15 protein-coding genes and 1 riboswitch are annotated in these 15,587 nt (G+C 65.9%); of the genes, 4 read left to right on the top strand and 11 right to left on the bottom strand.

The features are described from left to right. Nucleotides 1-37: 37 nt before the first annotated feature. The 5 genes from PDM29_RS06645 to PDM29_RS06665 all read right to left on the bottom strand — a co-directional run bounded on the left by PDM29_RS06645 (nt 38) and on the right by PDM29_RS06665 (nt 4,174). Nucleotides 38-1,003 (bottom strand): NAD-dependent epimerase/dehydratase family protein, encoded by a 966-nt coding sequence (locus tag PDM29_RS06645; protein WP_311193077.1) that lies wholly within the window; start codon nt 1,001-1,003, stop codon nt 38-40. Between the two features lie 59 nt (nt 1,004-1,062). Continuing rightward, nucleotides 1,063-1,989 (bottom strand): ParB/RepB/Spo0J family partition protein, encoded by a 927-nt coding sequence (locus PDM29_RS06650; protein WP_311193078.1) that lies wholly within the window; start codon nt 1,987-1,989, stop codon nt 1,063-1,065. Continuing rightward, nucleotides 1,989-2,786, bottom strand: coding sequence for a ParA family protein (locus tag PDM29_RS06655; protein ID WP_311193079.1), 798 nt, complete (start codon nt 2,784-2,786; stop codon nt 1,989-1,991). Before PDM29_RS06655 ends, PDM29_RS06650 begins: the two co-directional genes overlap by 1 nt. Nucleotides 2,787-2,895: 109 nt before the next feature. Further along, a complete protein-coding gene (gene rsmG, locus PDM29_RS06660; RefSeq protein WP_311193080.1) occupies nt 2,896-3,534 on the bottom strand; it encodes a 16S rRNA (guanine(527)-N(7))-methyltransferase RsmG in 639 nt (212 codons plus the stop codon). Nucleotides 3,535-3,574: 40 nt separating this feature from the next. Beyond that, nucleotides 3,575-4,174: a 4'-phosphopantetheinyl transferase family protein gene (locus PDM29_RS06665; protein WP_311193081.1), complete on the bottom strand. Its 600-nt coding sequence runs from the start codon at nt 4,172-4,174 to the stop codon at nt 3,575-3,577. Between the two features lie 90 nt (nt 4,175-4,264). Here PDM29_RS06665 and PDM29_RS06670 point away from each other — a divergent pair, with 90 nt between their 5' ends. Continuing rightward, a complete protein-coding gene (locus PDM29_RS06670) occupies nt 4,265-4,516 on the top strand; it encodes a GlsB/YeaQ/YmgE family stress response membrane protein (RefSeq protein WP_311193732.1) in 252 nt (83 codons plus the stop codon). A 69-nt stretch (nt 4,517-4,585) separates the two neighbouring features. On the opposite strand, the gene xth is transcribed toward PDM29_RS06670, so the two are convergent. The 5 genes from xth to PDM29_RS06695 form a co-directional block, all read right to left on the bottom strand. Continuing rightward, the gene (gene xth, locus PDM29_RS06675) at nt 4,586-5,353 is read right to left on the bottom strand and encodes an exodeoxyribonuclease III (RefSeq protein WP_311193082.1); all 768 of its coding nucleotides are present in this window, start codon (nt 5,351-5,353) and stop codon (nt 4,586-4,588) included. A gap of 89 nt (nt 5,354-5,442) precedes the next feature. Then, nucleotides 5,443-5,742: a type II toxin-antitoxin system RelB/DinJ family antitoxin gene (locus PDM29_RS06680; RefSeq protein WP_311193083.1), complete on the bottom strand. Its 300-nt coding sequence runs from the start codon at nt 5,740-5,742 to the stop codon at nt 5,443-5,445. A gap of 82 nt (nt 5,743-5,824) precedes the next feature. Further along, on the bottom strand, nt 5,825-7,240 hold the full coding sequence (locus tag PDM29_RS06685; RefSeq protein WP_311193084.1) for a coniferyl aldehyde dehydrogenase: 1,416 nt from the start codon (nt 7,238-7,240) through the stop codon (nt 5,825-5,827). A 167-nt stretch (nt 7,241-7,407) separates the two neighbouring features. Beyond that, nucleotides 7,408-9,072 carry an MFS transporter gene (locus PDM29_RS06690; protein WP_311193085.1) on the bottom strand — a complete coding sequence of 555 codons (1,665 nt, stop codon included), beginning with the start codon at nt 9,070-9,072 and terminating at the stop codon, nt 7,408-7,410. Between the two features lie 84 nt (nt 9,073-9,156). After that, the gene (locus PDM29_RS06695; protein ID WP_311193086.1) at nt 9,157-10,578 is read right to left on the bottom strand and encodes a DcaP family trimeric outer membrane transporter; all 1,422 of its coding nucleotides are present in this window, start codon (nt 10,576-10,578) and stop codon (nt 9,157-9,159) included. A 271-nt stretch (nt 10,579-10,849) separates the two neighbouring features. On the opposite strand from PDM29_RS06695, the gene acs reads away from it, so the two are divergent. The 3 genes from acs (at nt 10,850) to mntP (ending at nt 14,448) form a co-directional block, all read left to right on the top strand. Beyond that, nucleotides 10,850-12,793, top strand: coding sequence for an acetate--CoA ligase (acs, locus tag PDM29_RS06700; protein WP_311193087.1), 1,944 nt, complete (start codon nt 10,850-10,852; stop codon nt 12,791-12,793). A gap of 15 nt (nt 12,794-12,808) precedes the next feature. Further along, entirely contained in the window at nt 12,809-13,474 is a 666-nt protein-coding gene (locus tag PDM29_RS06705; RefSeq protein ID WP_311193088.1) for a response regulator transcription factor, read from the top strand. A gap of 215 nt (nt 13,475-13,689) precedes the next feature. After that, a riboswitch (yybP-ykoY riboswitch) is annotated at nt 13,690-13,859 on the top strand. 10 nt (nt 13,860-13,869) lie between these two features. Next, the gene (gene mntP, locus PDM29_RS06710) at nt 13,870-14,448 is read left to right on the top strand and encodes a manganese efflux pump MntP (RefSeq protein WP_311193089.1); all 579 of its coding nucleotides are present in this window, start codon (nt 13,870-13,872) and stop codon (nt 14,446-14,448) included. Here mntP and PDM29_RS06715 read toward each other — a convergent pair. Next, nucleotides 14,445-15,563 carry a hypothetical protein gene (locus tag PDM29_RS06715; protein ID WP_311193090.1) on the bottom strand — a complete coding sequence of 373 codons (1,119 nt, stop codon included), beginning with the start codon at nt 15,561-15,563 and terminating at the stop codon, nt 14,445-14,447. The two genes, mntP and PDM29_RS06715, sit on opposite strands and share 4 nt — an antisense overlap. Between the last annotated feature and the right edge of the window lie 24 nt (nt 15,564-15,587).

The following is a 15,587-nucleotide window of genomic DNA, read 5'->3' on the forward strand; positions in this document are numbered from 1 at the left end:
AGGCAACGTTATCCGAAGATGAATACCCGAGCGGGAATCAGGCGCGGTCGCCGAAATAATCGCGGCACCAGTCGACCACGGGCGGCAATCCGCGCTCGATGGGCGTGGCCGGTTCATAGCCAAAAGCGTCATGCGCACGACGCGTGTCGGCCATGGTGCGGACCATGTCGCCGGGCTGCATCGGCTTGTAGACCTTGTGCGCCGGGCGTCCGGCGGCGGCCTCGATGATGCCGATGAACTGCTCCAGCTCGATCGGAGTGTGGTTGCCGAGATTGAAGACACGGTGCGGAACGTCCTCGCTGGACGGATGCGCCAGCGCGCCGAGGATACCGCTCACGATGTCGGAAACGTGTGTGAAATCGCGCTGCATCTTCCCGTCGTTGAAGACCTCGATCGGCCGGCCGGCCAGCACCGCGCGCGAGAACAGCAACGGGGCCATGTCCGGGCGACCCCAGGGCCCGTACACGGTGAAGAAGCGCAGGCCGGTGGCACGCAGCCCATACAGCTGGGCATAGGTGTAGGCCATCAGTTCGTTGGCGGCCTTGGTCGCCGCGTACAGCGAGCGCGGGCGGTCAATGCGCTGGTCTTCGGAGAACGGCGGGGTGGCCGAGTCGCCATACACGGAGCTGCTGGAGGCATACACCAGGTGCTGCACGCCACGGTGGCGGCACAGCTCGAGCATGTTGACGAACCCGGCCAGGTTGCTGTCCACGTAGGCGTGCGGGTTCTGCAGGGAGTAGCGCACACCGGCCTGGGCGGCCAGGTGGATCACCGCGGTGGGCTGCACCTCTTCAAACAGCGCGGCCAGCCCCTCACGGTCGGTCAGGTCCAGCGCGCGGATATCCACATCCGGGCACAGCGCGGCCACGCGGTCGCGCTTGATCTGCGGGTCGTAGTAATCGTTGTAGTTGTCCAGCCCGACTACGGGCTGGCCCCGCTCGACCAGCGCCCGGCAGGTGTTGGCACCAATGAAGCCGGCAGCACCGGTAACGAGGATGGTCATGGGGTGGTGTCCTACGTCGGGTGGTAGGTCACGACCGTTGGTCGTGACACCGGGAGGGGTCAGCCCTTCCGCGCGCGCAGCTTTTCCAGCACGCCGTCCAGGGTATCCAGGTCGGTGTAGTGGATGATCAGCTTGCCCTTGCCACCACGGCCGTGGTTGATCGCCACGCGTGCGCCGAGCGATTCTGACAGTTCGGTTTCCAGCGAGGCGATGTCGGCCTGCGGGGCACCCGGGCTGGGCTTCTTGCGCAGGTTGCCGGGCACCTTGCCGGCGGCAAACTGCTGGGCGCGGTGTTCAACCTCACGCACCGACCAGCCCTGGTCAGCCGCCTCCTGGGCAAGCTTGCTGGCCAGTTCCGGAGCCAGGGTCAGTAATGCGCGGGCGTGACCCATTTCCAGGCGGCGGCTTTCCAGCAGCACCCGGATGGCGACCGGCAGTTCCAGCAGGCGCAGCAGGTTGGACACCGCCGCGCGCGAACGGCCGACGGCCTGTGCAGCTTCGGCATGGGTCAGGGTGAATTCGGAGATCAGACGCTGCAGCGCTTCGGCCTCTTCCAGCGGGTTGAGGTCTTCGCGCTGGATGTTCTCGATCAGCGCCATCGCAATGACGGTGCGGTCTTCCAGCTCGCGCACCACCACCGGCACTTCGTCCAGCCCGGCCAGCTGCGAGGCGCGCCAGCGGCGTTCACCGGCGACGATCTCGTAGCTGTCAGCCGCCAGCTGGCGCACCAGTATCGGCTGGATCACGCCCTGTGCCTTGATCGACTCGGCCAGCTCGTCGAGCTTGGTCGGGTCCATCTCGCGGCGCGGCTGGTACTTGCCGGGCTGCAGCTGCTTCACCGGCAGCTTGCGCAGCACCTCACCCGGAAGCGGTTCGACCACGGCCGTGGCCTGCTGCACCTGGGTCACCGCGCCCTTGGGCCCGAGCAGGGCGTCGAGGCCACGGCCGAGGCCGCGTTTCTTGCCGAGGGCGGGCTTGCTGGTCATCAGGCGGTCTCCATGGCCGTGCCGGCCGTGTTGCGTTGGTGGTTGCGGCGGATGATCTCGCCGGCCAACCCGAGGTAGGCGACGCCGCCGCGCGAGGCGCGGTCGTAGCCGACGATGCTCTGCCCATGGCTGGGCGCTTCGGCCAGGCGCACGTTGCGCGGCACGATGGTGCGGAACACGCGATCACCGAAGTGGTCGGTGAGCTCGGCCGAGACGGCATTGGCCAGGTTGTTGCGCACGTCGAACATGGTGCGCAGCACGCCTTCGATTTCCAGCGTGGGATTGAGACTGGCACGCAGCGCTTCGATGGTTTCCACCAGCGCGCTCAGGCCTTCCAGCGCGTAGTACTCGCACTGCATCGGCACGATCACCGAATCGGCAGCGGCCAGGGCATTCAGGGTCAGCAGCGACAGTGCCGGCGGGCAGTCGATCAGGATGAAGTCGTACTGGTCGCGGATTGGAGCCAAGGCACGCTTGAGGCGCTGCTCGCGCTCGCCCTGGTCCATCAGCTGGATCTCGGCGGCGGTCAGGTCGATGTTGCCCGGCAGCAGGTCGTAGCCTTCCGGCGCAGTGACCCGCACCTGTTCGGCGGTGACTTCACCCAGCAGCAGGTCGCAGGTGGACGCGACCACTTCGCGCTTGTCCACGCCACTGCCCATGGTTGCGTTGCCCTGCGAATCGAGGTCGACCAGCAGCACGCGCTTGGGCGCAGCAGCCAGGGCAGCGGCCAGATTGACGGCGGTCGTGGTCTTGCCGACGCCACCTTTCTGGTTGGCGATGGCGATGATGCGGGCCATGCGGGTGAGCCTCATCGGCAGGGAGTGGGACTGGTCATTATGCGTATAAGGGGCGTGTCATGCACTGTGAGATGCGCCGGAAGGGCTTTGCGACCCGCCCGACGGCGGCTCACGGACCGGCCACCACGACCAGGTGACGCTCGCCGGTCAGGCCCGGCACATGCAGCGGCAGCACGGTTTCCACGGTCCAGCCGGCCGGCAGCTGGGCGATCTCATCGTGGGGGTAAACGCCTTTCATGGCCAGCAGCCGGCCACCGGGGCGCAGCAGGTGCCCTCCGACCTCGATGATGCCGGCCAGGGTGTCCATGGCGCGCGCGGTCAGGTTGTCATATGCGCCCGGTTCGTCCAGCGCCTCGGCGCGCGATTCGGCCACGCGGGCATTGGTCAGCCCGAGCTGGCGCACGGCCTCGCGCATGAAGCGCGCCTTCTTGCCGTTGCTTTCCACCAGGGTGACCTGCAGCTGCGGGCGGGCGATGGCCAGTGGAATGCCGGGCAGCCCGGGACCGGTGCCGAGGTCGGCCAGGGTGCCGCGCTCCAGGTGCGGCTGCATCGCCAGCGAGTCGAGCAGGTGGCGGGTGACCATCTCCAGCGGGTCGCGGATGGCGGTCAGGTTGTAGGTCTTGTTCCAGCGGTTGAGCAGGGTCAGGTACTGCAGCAACGGCGCGGCCAGGGCGGCGTCAAGCTGCATCGCGGCCAGGCCACGCGCAAGCGCGTCGGCCACGCCGGGGGAAAGAATGTGTGCGGTCATGCCGGCATTATCGCAGGGATTGCCCGGATGCCGGCCGCGCTCAGCGCGCGTACCAGGCCAGCGCGGCGCGGAAGTCCGGAGCAGCCTGCCACTCGTGCAGGTGCCAGCGGCTGGCCGGGCCCAGTTCCGGGTCGCACCAGGCCAGATGCAGGGTTCCATCGGCCGCCGCTGCCAACTGCAGCCGGTGCAGGCCGAACGAGATGCCCTGCCCCTGCGCCTTGAGCAGGGCTTCCTTGGCGCACCAGACCCGGAAGAACCAGTGGTTCAGGCCGGCGTCGTCCAGACCGAGCAGCCATTCGACCTCGGCCGGATGGAAGAAGCGTTCGGTGATTTCGCGCATGCGCGGGCGGGGTCGCAGCGGCTCCAGGTCCACGCCCAGCCTGACCCCTTCGCCCAGCGCCACCAGCAGCAGGCCGTGGCTGTGGCTCCAGCCGGTGCCGAGGTGGGCCAGACGGCCGTCCAGTTCCGGCCGGCCGCGCTCGTCGCGCAGCAGCGGCAGGTCTTCCGGCTGGCCGCCCAGCTGTTCGGCCAGCAGGACGCGCGCCTGCGGCTCGCCGCGGGTGCCGTGTACGTGCGGCAGCTTCCAGACCGTGACCGGGCCGAAGCGCCACGGCCCTTCGAGAGTGGCCGGCAAGCTCATGCGAATGCGTTGTGGGTGCGATTGCACGGCAACTTCACGGCATCTGCCGTCAACTTGCGCCGTCGCACCGACAAACCGGGAGTCAAGATCATGGGCATCATCATCTGGCTGATCGTGGGTGGCGTGGTGGGCTGGCTGGCCAGCATCATCATGCGCCGCGATGCACAGCAGGGCATCATCCTCAACATCGTGGTCGGCATTGTCGGCGCATTGCTCGCCGGCTGGCTGTTCGGCGGTGGCATCAACGAAGCGATCACCATCCGCACGTTCCTGTTCTCATTGATCGGCGCGGTGATCCTGCTGGCCATAGTGAATCTCTTCACCAGAAAGAGCATCCGGTAGGTAACGACCGTTGGTCGTTACGCCGATCACGCACCTCTTGGACCCGGCTCACCGCCGGGTCTTTTCATTTCAACCCAACTGCACCCATGCCGGCGCATGATCGCTCGGCCGGTCCCAGGTACGCGGCTCGCGATCGATCCCGGCCGCCACCGCACGCGCCTTGAGCGCGTCGGACACCAGGGTCAGATCAATGCGCAGACCCAGATTGCGGCGGAAACCCGCAGCCCGGTAATCCCACCAGCTGAACACCCCGTCCTCATCGTTGTGCAGACGGAAGGCATCATGCAGACCCAGCTGCTGCAGCTTGTGCAGCGCACCGCGCTCGGCGGTGGAAGTGAGAATGTGGTTCTCGTTCCACACCAGCGGGTCGTGGGTATCGCGGCCTTCCGGGGCAATGTTGAAGTCGCCCATCACGATCAGCTCCGGGTACTTCTTCAGTTCGTCGGCCACCCAGGCATGCACGGCTTCCAGCCAGCGCAGCTTGTACTCGTACTTGTCGGTGCCGACGTCCTGGCCGTTGACCACGTACAGGTTGATGATGCGTACGCCGTTGACGGTGCCGGCAATGGCGCGCTTCTGCTCATCTTCGAAGCCGGGAATACCGATCTGCACATCCTGCGCCGGCTCGCGCGACAGCAGCGCCACCCCGTTGTAGGTCTTCTGCCCGGCAAACACGCTGCGGTAGCCGAGCCCGGCCAGTACGGCGTCGGGGAACTTGTGGTCTTCCATCTTCGTTTCCTGGATGCCGACGACATCCGGGGCGAAGGTGGTAAGCCACTGTTCCAGGTGCGGCAGGCGCACGTTGAGCGAATTGACGTTCCAGGAGGCGATTTTCATGGGGGCATTCTACCGGTAGTGCCGGCCGCTGGCCGGCATCCGCATGGTGCCGGCAATGCAAGGAGCCGGCCAGCGGCCCGCACTACCACTCAGCTTTTAGTGCGCCGCTTCCTGTCGATCATCGCCTGCGCGTCGTCCACTACCTGCTGGTGCGGCAGAGTCGGTTGGCCATCGGCCAGGGCTTCCTGCACTTTGGCGCGGAACCACTTGTCATGGGCTTCCGGGTCCGCCGTGAGTCCTGCCGGCAGCCCGCCTTCCTTGATGATGCGGGTGAGTAAAATCCGCACCGCATCGGAAACGGTCAGGCCGACGTTGGCCAGCATTTCGGTGGCGTCAGCCTTCAGCTTCTCATCCACTCGGATATGCAGCATGGAGGTCTGGGCGGCCATCGTGGTTTTCCGGTGCAGGTATTGGGTCAGACTGTATCTCATTTGAGATACAGTCAAGTCCCGACTTGTTCCGATGAGCGGATTACCGCACCAGCAGCTTCAGCAGCCCGGCGATCTTCGAATACGGCGGCTTCAGCCGGTCGCTGGCGGCCCAGCGCGACTGGTACAGGATCGGCAGCAGCTTGCTCATGGCGTCGAAGCCCGCCCGGCCGTGGTACGCGCCCATTCCACTGGGCCCGACCCCGCCGAACGGCAGGCCGTTGATGGCGAAGTGCAGCAGCGTGTCGTTGACGGTGACGCCACCGGCCACCACCTGCCCCAAGACTTGCTCGACCGGTTCGCGGCGTTCGCTGAACACGTACAAGGCCAGCGGGCGGTCGCGGGTCTGGATGTCGGAAATGGCTGCCTCCAGGTCCGGGTAGGCGCAGACCGGCAGGATCGGCCCGAAGATTTCCTCACGCATCAGATCCAGGTCGGCGGGCGGGTCCAGCACCACGGTGGGGGCGATCAGTCGTTCGCGATCTGCGCGGTCGCGATCAATGTGGGCCAGCTCCAGCACGGGCACGCCGCGTTCGCGCGCTTGAGCAAGGTATCCCTGCAGGCGCTGGTACTGGCCTTCATTGATGATGCGGGTGTAGTCGGAGGGATCGCGGAAGTCGCCGTAACGCGCCTGCACCTGAGTTTGCAGCTGCTGCACCAGCTGACGCTGGCGGCGGCTGTCGATCAGCACGTAATCCGGCGCGATGCAGGTCTGGCCGGCGTTGAACCACTTGCCGGTCGCCAGCCGCGAAGCGGCCTTGTCCAGCGGGTAGTCGCTGCAGACGATGGCCGGGGATTTGCCGCCCAGCTCCAGGGTCAGCGGAGTGAGGTTCGGCGCGGCGGCCGCCATCACCTTGCGACCGACCGCCGTGGAGCCGGTGAACACCAGATGGTCGAGCGTTGCGCCAGCAACCGCGGCGGCGAGTGCGGCGTCGCCCTGCACCACCGCCACGCGTTCGGGCGGGAACACGTCGGCCAGCAGTGACTGCAGGAAGGCGCTGGTGCGTGGGGTGTGTTCGGAAGGTTTGAGCAGCACGTGGTTGCCGGCGGCGATGGCGGTGGCCAGCGGTATCAGGGCGAGGTTCACCGGGTAGTTCCAGGGCGAGATCACCCCGATTACGCCCAGTGGGACCGGACGCAGCTGCGCCTTGGCCGGCCAGAACCGCCAGCCGACCCCGACTCGCCGCGGCTTTGCGTAGCTGCGCAGAAGCTGGAGCAGGTGGTCGATCTCGCCCAGCACGGTCATGCCGTCGGCGATCAGCGATTCGTGGTGGGAGCGATGGCCGAAGTCGGCGGCGATGGCTTCGGCCATTTCCGGAAGGCGCGCTTTGAGTGCGGTGCGCAGTGTCAGCAGGTCGGTGCGGCGCTGGTCGAGTGACGGGCGATTGGCCTGCCACGCCTGGCGCAGGGTGGCGACGAGGGCGGGAAGCGCGTCAGGAGGGGTGGTGGCGTCGGTCATGGGCGGAATATAGCAATGCGCGTGTCAGGGTCCGCGAAGCCACGCAGGGCGTGGCTCTACGGTCAGGAGCCAGCGTAGAGCCACGCCCTGCGTGGCTTCGGGAAACCCGAACGAGGAAGGGCCGTGGTTCGCACCACGGCCCTTCGTTCTTCCATCACCGATCGTTCTTACTTGGTGATATCCACATCCTTGGTTTCCTTCAGGAACAGGCCACCCACCACCACCGTCATCAGCGCGATGATGATCGGGTACCACAGGCCGTAGTACAGGTTGCCGGTGCCGGCCACCAGCGCGAACGAGATCGCCGGCAGGAAGCCACCGAACCAGCCGTTACCGATATGGTACGGCAGCGACATCGAGGTGTAGCGAATGCGGGTCGGGAACAGTTCGACCAGGTAGGCGGCAATCGGGCCGTACACCATGGTCACGTACAGCACCAGGATCCACAGCATCAGAATCGTGCCGGGGATGTTGATACGGGCACCATCCGCCTTGGACGGATAGCCGGCACTGGTCAGCGCGGTCTTCAGCTCGGCACCGAACGCATCGGCCTTGGCCTTGCCTTCTTCCTTGGTCAGGCCGGCGGCCTCGTACGAGGTGACGCTGGCGCTGCCCACATTCACCATCGCCAGCGAACCGGCGGCGGCAGGCTGCACGTCATACGGCACACCGGCCTTGGTCAGCGCGGCGGTGGCCACGTCGCAGGAGCTGGTGAACTTGCGCAGGCCGACCGGATCGAACTGGAACGAACAGGTGGACGGATCAGCGACGACCAGCGCCGGCGAAGACGAACGCGCTTCTTCGATGGCCGGGTTGGCGAAGTGGGTCAGGCCCTTGAAGATCGGAATGTAGGTGACGGCCGCCAGCAGACAGCCGGCCAGGATGATCTTCTTGCGACCGATGCGGTCGGACAGCCAGCCGAAGAAGATGAAGAACGGCACGCCCAGCGCGAGTGCAGCGGCAATCAGCAGGTACGACGTGGTGGCTTCCACCTTCAGCATGCTGCTCAGGAAGAACAGCGCGTAGAACTGACCGCCGTACCACACCACCGCCTGACCAGCGGCCGCACCCAGCAGCACCAGCAGCATCAGCTTCAGGTTGCCGCCCTTGAGGCTGTCACGGAACGGGGTCTTGGAGCCCTTGCCTTCGGCCTTCATCTGCTGGAACAGCGGCGATTCGCTCAGCTGCAGACGGATCCACACCGAGATGCCCAGCAGCACGATCGAGACCAGGAACGGAATGCGCCAGCCCCAGGCTTCGAAAGCTTCGTTGCCCAGGAAGTAACGGCAGGCCAGGATGATCAGCAGCGACATGAACAGGCCGAGCGTGGCCGTGCACTGGATGAAGCTGGTGTACAGGCCGCGCTTGTCGTCCGGCGCATGCTCGGCCACGTAGGTGGCGGCACCGCCGTATTCACCGCCCATGGCCAGGCCCTGGGCCAGACGCAGGATGATCAGGATCACCGGTGCGGCGAAGCCGATCGAGGCGTAGTTGGGCAGCACACCGACCAGGAAGGTCGAGATGCCCATGATCAGGATGGTGACCAGGAAGGTGTACTTGCGGCCGATGCGGTCGCCGAGGCTGCCGAAGAAGGCCGCGCCGAACGGACGCACGAAGAAGCCGGCGGCGAAGGCCAGCAGGGCGAAGATCATGCCCGTGGTTTCGTTGACGCCACTGAAGAACTGCTTGGCGATGATCGCGGCAAGCGAGCCGTAAAGGAAGAAGTCATACCACTCGAACACCGTGCCGAGGCTCGATGCAAAAATGACTTTCTTGTGGCCCTTGGTCAGGGACCCCGCGGAATCGTGCGCGGTTGTAGGTGTGCTGGTCATGAGACGCTTCCCCTCCGAAGCATGGTGGTGTGCCGGCGTTACGCCGGCATTTTTTTGTAATGCCGGGTCTTGCCCGGCAAACACTTAGAAACTGTATTTCGTAGTGAACTGCACGCGGTTGATGTCGCCCTTGCGGCCGTCCTCAATCTCGCGCACGCCATACATGTACTCCGCACCGATATCGACCTTGGGCATCGGCGTGTAGAAGATGTTGCCGCGGATGCTCTGCACGCTCTTGGTCACCAGCGGGCCGAGGGTTCCGTCGTTGTCGTAGTCACTGCGGGCGTAGATCAGATTGGTACGCAGCTTCGGGGTGAAGGCGTGCCGCCAACCGACATAACCGGCCAGCACACCCGTGGGGTTGAGTTCGTCGCTCGCCACCTCGTAGGCGGTATCCGCGGTGACGCCCAGACCGACATAGCGGGCGATGCCTTCGCCGCCGCTGATCTGGTAATGCAGCGTGTCACTGTCGGCCATCACCCACTTGCCGCCCAGAGTCAGGCCGCCGCCGATCTTGTCGGCGTCCGCGCCAGTGGCTTGGTTGTCCACTTTCAGCTGGCGCACGATGGCACCGACACCGAAGGTGCCCCAGTCGCCCTTCCAGCCATAACGCGCGGTCAGGTCCGGCAGGCTGCCGCGGTCGGAGTTGCTGGACGCATTGGTCCATGCCCCGGTGACGGGATTGCGGGTGCCGGTCAACACCGTGGTTTCCGGGTTTTCCAGCGCGATGCTGAAGCCGCCGTTGGTGTAGCGGATCTGGGTCTGGCGCACGAACAGCACGCCGTCGGTGGGACCGACGAAGTCGGCTGCTTCCGGCAGCGACGCCGCGTCCATGAAGTTCGACCAGGTTTGACCGGCCAGCCACTTGTTCCAGTACATGTAGGCGTGGCGCAGGGTCACACCGTAGGTATTGGTGGCGGTCTGGTTGCCCAGCGAGTTGCCAAAGAAGTCCATCTCGAAGAACGCACCGGCCTTGTTGCCCGATTCGCTCACGTTGTCGATGCCCAGGTTGAAGCGCGAGAACTTGGCGTGGGCGTTGAAGTCCACGTCCGACTTCTCGCCACTGCCGCCAGCACCGGCGACCGGGGTCTGACCGGGCAGGTACAGCGCGCGACCGGTGGCGTCGTCGGCCAGCTGACCGTCGCCGGTCTGGGTGGCGAGGAAATCGGCCTTGATGAAGCCGCCAATTTTGACCGTGGTGCCCGGCGCTGCGCCCGGCGTAATGGTGGTGACCTGGATCGGCTGCTTGCCGGCCGGTACTGCCGGCTTCTGCTCGGCCTGGACCGTGCGCACGGCGGTGACGTCCTGCTGGGTCTGGGTGATCTGGGTCTGCTGCTGTTGCTGCGAAGACAGCAGCAGCTGCACCTGGCGCTCCAGTTCAGCAACGCGTGCCTCCAGTGCCTGCTCTTTGGCGGTCTGTGCGAACGCCATGCCGGGCGCAACCAGAGCGACCAGCAAGCAGGTCGCCAGGGGTTTGCGCACGGTCTTCAACATACGGGTACTCATGTTGCCCTCTCTCCCGGGTGGCAAAGTGATCGCCGCGTGTGGGGTCACGGTCGAGCCGAGCGTGCGGCCGGCTGACGCACCCTGGCTATTCGCCATTGGTCGAAGGCAGGAGGTCGCCAGGAGCCTTGCCCCGCCTGGCATGTGGTGTTTTACGACCAAGGTCTAAGCGCCGGGGTAACGCGGGGTGCGGTGGATGCGGCAAACTGAGAGGGAACATTCGCGGGTTATGCTGCAAACGCACAACCCAAGTCCACGTGCAAGTGAGGGTGCCATGGCTGATCTTTACCCCGTCAAGGCGGACGTTGCCGCCAAGGCGCGCATTGACAAGAACACCTACCAGCAGCTCTACAAAGAGTCGGTGGAGAACCCGGACGCGTTCTGGGGCAAGGCCGCGCAGCGGCTGGACTGGTACACCGCGCCGAAGACGATCAAGAACGTCAGCTACCAGCTGGACGATTTCCGCATCAAGTGGTTCGAAGATGGCGAGCTCAACGCCAGCGTGAACTGCCTCGACCGGCATCTGGACGCGCGCGGCGACAAGATCGCGCTGCTGTTCGAACCGGACAGCCCGGACGCACCGGCCAAGGGCGTGACCTACCGCGAGCTGTACGAGCGCACCTGCCGCCTGGCCAACGCGCTGCGCAGCCTCGGCGTGAAGAAGGGCGACCGGGTCACCATCTACCTGCCGATGATCGTCGACGCCGCCGTCGCCATGCTGGCCTGCGCGCGCATCGGCGCGATCCACTCGGTGGTGTTTGGCGGCTTTGCGCCGAACTCGATTGCCGACCGCGTGATCGACTGCGGCAGCAAGCTGATCATCACCGCCGACGAAGGTCTGCGCGGCGGCCGCAAGATTCCGCTGAAGGCCAACGTCGATGCAGCGCTGAAGATTCCGGGCACCACCACCGTGGAAACGGTGCTGGTGGTGCGCCATACCGGCGGCGCGGTGGACATGCAGGCTCCGCGCGACCGCTGGTTCCACGATGTGGTCGACCCGCAGCCGGCACAGTGCGAGCCGGAACGCATGAACGCGGAAGATCCGCTGTTCATCCTGTACACCTCCGGTTCGACCGGCAAGCCGAAGGGCGTGCTGCACACCACCGGCGGCTACCTGCTGTATGCGGCCTACACGCACGAGTCGGTGTTCGACCTGCGCGAGGACGACATTTACTGGTGCACTGCCGACGTGGGCTGGGTTACCGGCCACAGCTACATCGTGTACGGTCCGCTGGCCAACGGCGCGACCTCGCTGATGTTCGAAGGCGTGCCGAACTATCCGGATACGTCGCGCTTCTGGCAGGTGATCGACAAGCACCAGGTCACCATTTTCTACACCGCCCCGACCGCGATCCGCGCGTTGATGCGCGAAGGCGAAGCCCCGGTGAAGCGCACCTCGCGCAGCTCGCTGCGCCTGCTCGGCAGCGTTGGCGAGCCGATCAATCCGGAAGCCTGGCGCTGGTACTACGAGGTGGTCGGCGACAGCCGCTGCCCGATCGTGGACACCTGGTGGCAGACCGAAACCGGCGGCATCCTGATTTCGCCGCTGCCGGGCGCAATCGACCTCAAGCCGGGTTCGGCCACGCTGCCGTTCTTTGGCGTGCAGCCGGCGCTGGTGAACGCCGAGGGTGAGATCCAGGAAGGGGCCACCGAAGGCAACCTGATCATCCGCGACTCCTGGCCGGGCCAGATGCGCAGCGTGTACGGTGACCACCAGCGTTTCATCGACACCTACTTCCGCACCTACCCGGGCAGCTACTTCACCGGTGACGGCTGCCGTCGCGATGAGGATGGCTATTACTGGATCACTGGTCGCGTCGACGACGTGATCAACGTCTCCGGCCACCGCATCGGCACCGCCGAAGTGGAAAGCGCGCTGGTCTCGCACCCGAAGGTCGCCGAAGCGGCCGTGGTCGGCTTCCCGCACGACATCAAGGGCCAGGGCATCTATGCCTATGTGACCCTGGTGGCCGATGAAGCCCCGAGCGACGAGCTGCACAAGGAGCTGGTGGCGTGGGTGCGCAAGGAGATCGGGCCGATTGCCGCGCCCGATCACCTGCAGTGGGCCCCCGGCCTGCCGAAGACGCGCTCGGGCAAGATCATGCGCCGCATTCTGCGCAAGATCGCCGAGAACGCTCCGGACCAGCTCGGCGACACCTCGACCCTGGCCGATCCGTCGGTGGTGGCGTCGCTGGTGGAAGAACGCAAGGTCAAGTGAGACAGGCTCCCCCACATGCCTACCTTGTTGATTGCCGATGACCACCCGCTGTTCCGCGAAGCCTTGCGCGGCGCGGTGCAGCGGGTGATTCCCGGCGTTGAACTGTACGAAGCCGACAGCGTGGAAGCGCTGTACCACCTGGCTGACGAACACAACGACGCCGACCTGGTCCTGATGGATCTGAACATGCCCGGCGCGCAGGGCTTCAACGCGCTGGTGCACATGCGCGCCCTGCATCCGCACCTGCCGGTGGTGGTGGTGTCCGCACGCGAGGAGCCTACCGTCATGCGGCGGGCGCTCGACCACGGCGCGTTCGGCTTCATTCCGAAGTCGGCCGATTCGGACACGATCGGCCACGCGCTGGGGACCATCCTGGATGGCGAAACCTGGGCTCCGCCGGAAGCGCACAGCGTGCCGGAGACCGGGCACGAGGAGCGCCTAGTCGGGCAGCGTCTGCGCGAACTCACCCCGCAGCAGTTCCGGGTGCTGCAGATGCTCGGCGCGGGGCGGTTGAACAAACAGATTGCGTACGACCTCAACGTCTCCGAAGCCACGATCAAGGCGCATGTGACCGCGATTCTGCGCAAGCTGGGGGTGACCAACCGCACCCAGGCGGTGCTGATGGCCGGCAAGCTGACGCTGGATGATGAGCCGCTGGTGCTGCCGCCCGAAGAGGACTGACGTAGAGCGGGGCTTGCCCCGCTGCTTTTTCGCGCGGTGTTGGGTGTGCGTGGTTGCCGGGCATGGCCCGGCACTACGTCGGGCGATGATGCATTTGCGTGGTTGCCGGCCAGCGGCCGGCAGTACCGATATAGCCGACGCTATACATTGCAGCATGCCCTGCGCAATTCACCCGTTACGGCCGTGAGCGCCGTTCGCGGTGCTAAGCTTCGCGTCCCCTTGGGGAGTAGCCTGTTTCCTGCGAAGGAAACGCCCGTATCAACATACTCGGCCAATGCGCCGTGGTGCGGGCAGCCTGTGATGGTTGGCGAGACCAGCGGTCCGCGTGCGCAACGTCAGGTTGGGCGCGAACGTGGATCGTTGTCCGTCTCATGCCCGACCTGCCACGTGACCCGATGTCCCCCGTTTCGATGTTGTTGATCGGCTTTGCCATGTCCACCGATGCCTTCGCTGCGGCGATCGGCAAAGGCGCGGCCATGCGCAGGCCGCGGTTCGTCGACGCCCTGCGCGCCGGCCTGATCTTTGGCGTGATCGAGGCGGTCACCCCGGTGATCGGCTGGTTGCTGGGCCGTGCGGCGTCGTCCTACGTGGAAGCGTTCGACCACTGGATTGCCTTCGTGCTGCTGGGTGCGCTGGGTGTCCACATGATCATCAACGGGGTGAAACCCGAGGGAGACGACGCCGACGAAGACCCGGACAAGCACCACGGCTTCTGGCACCTGGCGATGACCGGCTTCGCCACCAGCATCGACGCAATGGCGGTCGGCGTGGGCCTGGCCTTCCTGAACGTGCATATCGGGGTGATGGCGGCGGTGATCGGGCTGTGCACGCTGGTCATGGTCACCACCGGGATCATGCTCGGCCGGGCGCTGGGCCAGCTGGTCGGCAAGCGCGCCGAGATCGTCGGTGGCGTGATTCTGATCCTCGTCGGATCAACCATTCTGTATGAACATCTGAGCGCCGCAGGCGGCTAACGACGCGGACCGTGCGGGTCGACGATGTCGACCAGTTCGTGTCCACCCGGAATGCGTCGGTGCAGCAGCCGCCACGCATTACGCCCCGGGCAGCGACGCCCGCCCATATGCAGGTCGCTGGCCAGGTATTCCTCGCCCTGGTAGGTGATCAGGTGGCCGCAGGGTCGGTGGGCGGCCAGATCCTGCTCAATCCGCTCCAGTTCCCGCCAGGTGCGACATTCGGACGGTAACGCCGCCAACTTGGCACGCAGCAGCGGCCCTCGCTGTATGACCAGCGCATCGCCCGACGACGGCACCGCAGCTTCCGGTAACGAAGCCGGTCGCCCGGCGCGCGCGCAGGACGCACGTGGACAGCGACGACGGACCGCGTGCACAAGGGGTCCTGGTGCAAACGTCTGGGTTGTCTGGCCGGGTGGAAGCTCCGCCGGCAGCACCTGCCATTCGCCGTCGCGCACTTCAGTGGTGAAGGCACGTGCGTCGGACAGCCGCTCATTGGCCAGATCCACGCGCAGATAGGGGCAGCGCATCTGGCGTAAAGCGGTCCCGGCACCCACGCCCTCCTGGTTCATGGCCTGGGCAATGTCACCTTGATGGCGCGTGTTTGTGGCCACCAGATAGCAGGCATGGGCGTTGCGTTTGCTGAGCAGCACGATGCCGCGATCCGCGCAGTGGGTCAGATAGAAATGACGAATGACCTCGCCGATCAGTCGATTGGGAGCCAGATCGCGCAGCACGCAGTATTCGTTGAAGCGTTCGGTCATCCGTGCGAAGTCAGCCTCCAGCTTGCCGGACAGCCGCTGCAGCGCCAGCTCATCGTCGACGCTGGTTCCCGCCCGGCGCAGCAGCGCCTGCACCGCAGGGTAATCGGCAAATGCGCGAACCTGCGCGTGATGCGCGCGCAGACGTGCCTCCTGTTCGTCCATGCCCTGCAGCACGCTGGCCCAGCCCACCCCGAGCATGCTGCCGAAGGTGGCACCCGGCAGCATGTTGGACATCCCTTGCAGCGCCGCCGCCATGCCGCCTCCGACCGCCGCGCCCAGCGCGGCGGCGGTCGGCAGCGCCCAGTCGGACTGCAACGGCATGTTGAGGACGGCGCGATACGGAATGGAAAGCACGCGGGCTCCAGGCGACGGGGTCTG

The organism is Stenotrophomonas oahuensis (genome assembly GCF_031834595.1).
In the GTDB taxonomy this organism is placed as follows: domain Bacteria; phylum Pseudomonadota; class Gammaproteobacteria; order Xanthomonadales; family Xanthomonadaceae; genus Stenotrophomonas; species Stenotrophomonas oahuensis.

What these genes read in the sequence shown, in the direction of transcription:
- PDM29_RS06645 (WP_311193077.1), bottom strand. Translation starts at nt 1,003, where the DNA reads ATGACCATCCTCGTTACCGGTGCTGCCGGCTTCATTGGTGCCAACACC.
- PDM29_RS06650 (WP_311193078.1), bottom strand. Translation starts at nt 1,989, where the DNA reads ATGACCAGCAAGCCCGCCCTCGGCAAGAAACGCGGCCTCGGCCGTGGC.
- PDM29_RS06655 (WP_311193079.1), bottom strand. Translation starts at nt 2,786, where the DNA reads ATGGCCCGCATCATCGCCATCGCCAACCAGAAAGGTGGCGTCGGCAAG.
- rsmG (WP_311193080.1), bottom strand. Translation starts at nt 3,534, where the DNA reads ATGACCGCACACATTCTTTCCCCCGGCGTGGCCGACGCGCTTGCGCGT.
- PDM29_RS06665 (WP_311193081.1), bottom strand. Translation starts at nt 4,174, where the DNA reads ATGAGCTTGCCGGCCACTCTCGAAGGGCCGTGGCGCTTCGGCCCGGTC.
- PDM29_RS06670 (WP_311193732.1), top strand. Translation starts at nt 4,265, where the DNA reads ATGGGCATCATCATCTGGCTGATCGTGGGTGGCGTGGTGGGCTGGCTG.
- xth (WP_311193082.1), bottom strand. Translation starts at nt 5,353, where the DNA reads ATGAAAATCGCCTCCTGGAACGTCAATTCGCTCAACGTGCGCCTGCCG.
- PDM29_RS06680 (WP_311193083.1), bottom strand. Translation starts at nt 5,742, where the DNA reads ATGGCCGCCCAGACCTCCATGCTGCATATCCGAGTGGATGAGAAGCTG.
- PDM29_RS06685 (WP_311193084.1), bottom strand. Translation starts at nt 7,240, where the DNA reads ATGACCGACGCCACCACCCCTCCTGACGCGCTTCCCGCCCTCGTCGCC.
- PDM29_RS06690 (WP_311193085.1), bottom strand. Translation starts at nt 9,072, where the DNA reads ATGACCAGCACACCTACAACCGCGCACGATTCCGCGGGGTCCCTGACC.
- PDM29_RS06695 (WP_311193086.1), bottom strand. Translation starts at nt 10,578, where the DNA reads ATGAGTACCCGTATGTTGAAGACCGTGCGCAAACCCCTGGCGACCTGC.
- acs (WP_311193087.1), top strand. Translation starts at nt 10,850, where the DNA reads ATGGCTGATCTTTACCCCGTCAAGGCGGACGTTGCCGCCAAGGCGCGC.
- PDM29_RS06705 (WP_311193088.1), top strand. Translation starts at nt 12,809, where the DNA reads ATGCCTACCTTGTTGATTGCCGATGACCACCCGCTGTTCCGCGAAGCC.
- mntP (WP_311193089.1), top strand. Translation starts at nt 13,870, where the DNA reads ATGTCCCCCGTTTCGATGTTGTTGATCGGCTTTGCCATGTCCACCGAT.